Annotated in this window: 3 protein-coding genes; 1 reads left to right on the forward strand and 2 read right to left on the reverse strand. The window is 56.2% G+C overall.

What is annotated here, in order from left to right; translation table 11 throughout:
- Both tnpC and tnpB read right to left on the reverse strand, forming a co-directional pair.
- A partial coding sequence (gene tnpC, locus F8N44_RS31035) for an IS66 family transposase (protein WP_150653003.1) occupies positions 1-981 on the reverse strand: 981 nt, incomplete at its 3' end.
- Between the two features lie 18 nt (positions 982-999).
- Positions 1,000-1,359, reverse strand: coding sequence for an IS66 family insertion sequence element accessory protein TnpB (gene tnpB / locus F8N44_RS31040; protein ID WP_224794856.1), 360 nt, complete (start codon positions 1,357-1,359; stop codon positions 1,000-1,002).
- A gap of 388 nt (positions 1,360-1,747) precedes the next feature.
- On the opposite strand from tnpB, the gene F8N44_RS31045 reads away from it, so the two are divergent.
- A partial coding sequence (locus tag F8N44_RS31045) for a reverse transcriptase domain-containing protein (protein ID WP_224794859.1) occupies positions 1,748-2,891 on the forward strand: 1,144 nt, incomplete at its 3' end.

Raw genomic sequence — 2,891 nt, forward strand, 5'->3', positions numbered from 1 at the left:
TGCATGCGCCCAGCAGCCCAAACGCTCAACCCCGGCCTGTGCGCCCAGCGCGTTGTAACCAGCATAATCGTCAGTCATCACGTAGCCGCGATAACCATCGAGCAGGCGCGTCGGCACCTCCTGCGCCCGGCTGGTGGAATAGTCAAAAAGGATCACCGGCTTGTCAGGCGGGCCACCGGTTTGCACCCACATCCAGGACTGGCTGCTTGGCTCCCGATCCGGCTCTTTGAGCACCTGCACGCGCGTTTCATCGCAGTGGATGATGCGGCTGGCCAACAGGCTATCGCGCATCAAATTGAGCAGCGGCTGAAAGTGCTCACCGCACTGGATGACCCAGCGGGCCAGGGTCTGGCGCGGGATATCGATGCCATGACGGCCCAGCACCTTTTCGAAACGGTGAAACGGTAGACCGTCGACGTATTTGGTCGTCAGCAACATGGCCAGCACGCTCGGACTGGCCATGCTTTTTTCAATCAGTTGGGCGGGTTTATCCGCCGCCACCGGTGCCGACTCACAATCGCGGCAGCCATAGACCTTGCGTACATGCTTGATGACGCGGATCTGCATCGGGATGATTTCAAGCTGTTCGCTGACCTCCTCGCCGATGGCGTGTTTACGGCAGCCGCAGGCACACGTCAGCTCATGCTCGGGAAGTTCATGGATGACTTCGATTCGGGGCAGGTCGGTGGGCAGCGGCTTACGTTTGCCGCGACGTTTGGTCGGCACGACAACTTCTTCTTCGCAGGCTTCATCGACAGGCTCTGCAACACTTTCTGCTTCATTGAAGAGCGCCAGCTGCGGCGTTGCCGGATCAGTCGTTTGCTCGGACTTACGCCCGAACAATCTTTGGCGCAACAGCGCGTTCTCTTCTTCAAGATGAACAATCTTGCCTTTGTCAGACGCCCGCTCACTGATCATTTGCTCAAGCAATTGCCTGAGCAAAACAGGATCACCAGGAAGGTCTTTGGGCATGGAAATCATGCCGCGGATTATACCGAATCAGGCGACGTATCGAAGTGTCAAAACCTGATGAGGGCGGTTGTGCCAGAGGTCGAAGCCGTCGAGTAGCCAGTTCAGTTCCTGGACTGTCAGGACAATCGCCTCGTCGCTGGCTTCGGGCGATGTTTTGAATCGCTCGGACTCCAGCCGCTTGAGCCAAAGGCAGAAGCCGTTGCGTTCCCAATACAAAATCTTCACGCGGTTTCGGGACTTGTTGAGGAAAACGAAAAGCACAGGGTCGAACACGGCGACCTTGATATCCAATTCGACCAGCGCGGCCAGACCATCAATGGATTTTCGGAAGTCCACGGGTTTGGGGTAGAGATAGACTTTTTCGACTTTGGCGTCGGGTCGCATCATGAGTTGCTGGCTCCGGAAGGAATCGGGAGCACAGCATCCGGGATCATCTGGCCACTTTGAATGTGGGGCTCATGGAGCGCTTAGTGCGCCAGCCAAGCTGGCAGTTGATAAAGGGTGAAAGTCCCTACGAGAGAAGTTATGGCGAAACACCTCGACCCCGAGTCATGCGTTGTGCACCGTGAGGTGTACGGCGAAGCGTTGGCAGGGGAAACCAGCAGGCCAGCCATTGAGCCGCGAAATCATGAGTCCAGGGCGCCGACGCTGTTAAGCGAAGCGGAAGGCCACAGTGTGCATGACGATAATCGCAAGCCATGTTTCACGCCCTGCGCGGTCGTAGACCCTGAGCATGCTGGGAAGTCAACTGTACGGAAGCTGGGAGATCTCATCCGTGTCTGGTCGTGACAAGCCAGACGGGGCAGGAAAGGTCACAAGCCAAAAGCCTGCCGTCTACGCGGATGAGAAGTCGGATAACTCCGTAGTACCTGAGAAGTTGTCGAACAATGGGTTTTGCTCAGCGGAGACAATGGAGGAAAGGGAGTTAGCCAAGGGGAACAGCGAACAGCTTTCCGCATCCCGGACGCAGAGCCGGACAAGTGCGTTGTCAGGGTTGCTCGCTGTACGTCAAGCAGCTCGGCGAGATCGCCGGGTAAAGTTCACGAGCTTGCTGCACCACGTGACGGTCGAGCTATTGCACGAGAGTTTCTACAATCTCAAGCGAGACGCGGCCAGTGGTGTGGATGGTCTATCGTGGCGAGAGTATGAGCAAGGTCTGCTCACAAGGCTGACAGCCTTACACGACAAAGTGCATAGTGGCCGCTATCGCGCCCAGCCTGTCCGGCGGGTGTTTATCCCAAAGGCAGATGGTAGCGAGCGCCCGCTGGGCGTAACCGCACTGGAAGACAAGATCGTCCAGACCGCAGTCGTGCAAGTGCTCAACGCAATTTATGAGCAGAACTTTCTCGGACTCTCGTATGGTTTTCGCCCAGGTCGAGGGCAACACGATGCATTGGATGCGTTATCGGTAGGAATACAGAATTCGCGTGTTCGCTGGATATTGGACGTGGATATTCGAGCGTTCTTTGACACCATCGATCACGAATGGATGATGTGCTTCCTGCAACACCGAATCGCGGATAGGCGAATGTTAGCGCTGATAGCTCGATGGTTGCGCACAGGTGTTCTCGAAAATGGAAAGCGCATTCCTGCGAAGCAGGGCACGCCGCAAGGTGCGCCCATTTCACCGTTGCTTGCCAACATCTACCTGCACTACGTGATGGACTTGTGGATCAGGCAATGGCGCGAGCGTACTGCACGAGGTCAGATGATTGCTGTGCGGTACGCAGACGACAGTGTGCTTGGGTTTGAAAAGCATGAAGATGCATGGAGTTTTCGCCAGGCGTTGGAGGCTCGACTAGCTCAGTTCAACCTGACACTGCATCCAGAGAAAACACGTTTGCTACGGTTTGGCTGGTTCGCGATCGAAGATCGCAAGAAGCGCGGAGAAGGAAAACCGGAAACTTTCGATTTTCTCG

Source organism: Pseudomonas fluorescens (genome assembly GCF_902497745.1).
Classification (GTDB): domain Bacteria; phylum Pseudomonadota; class Gammaproteobacteria; order Pseudomonadales; family Pseudomonadaceae; genus Aquipseudomonas; species Aquipseudomonas fluorescens_BM.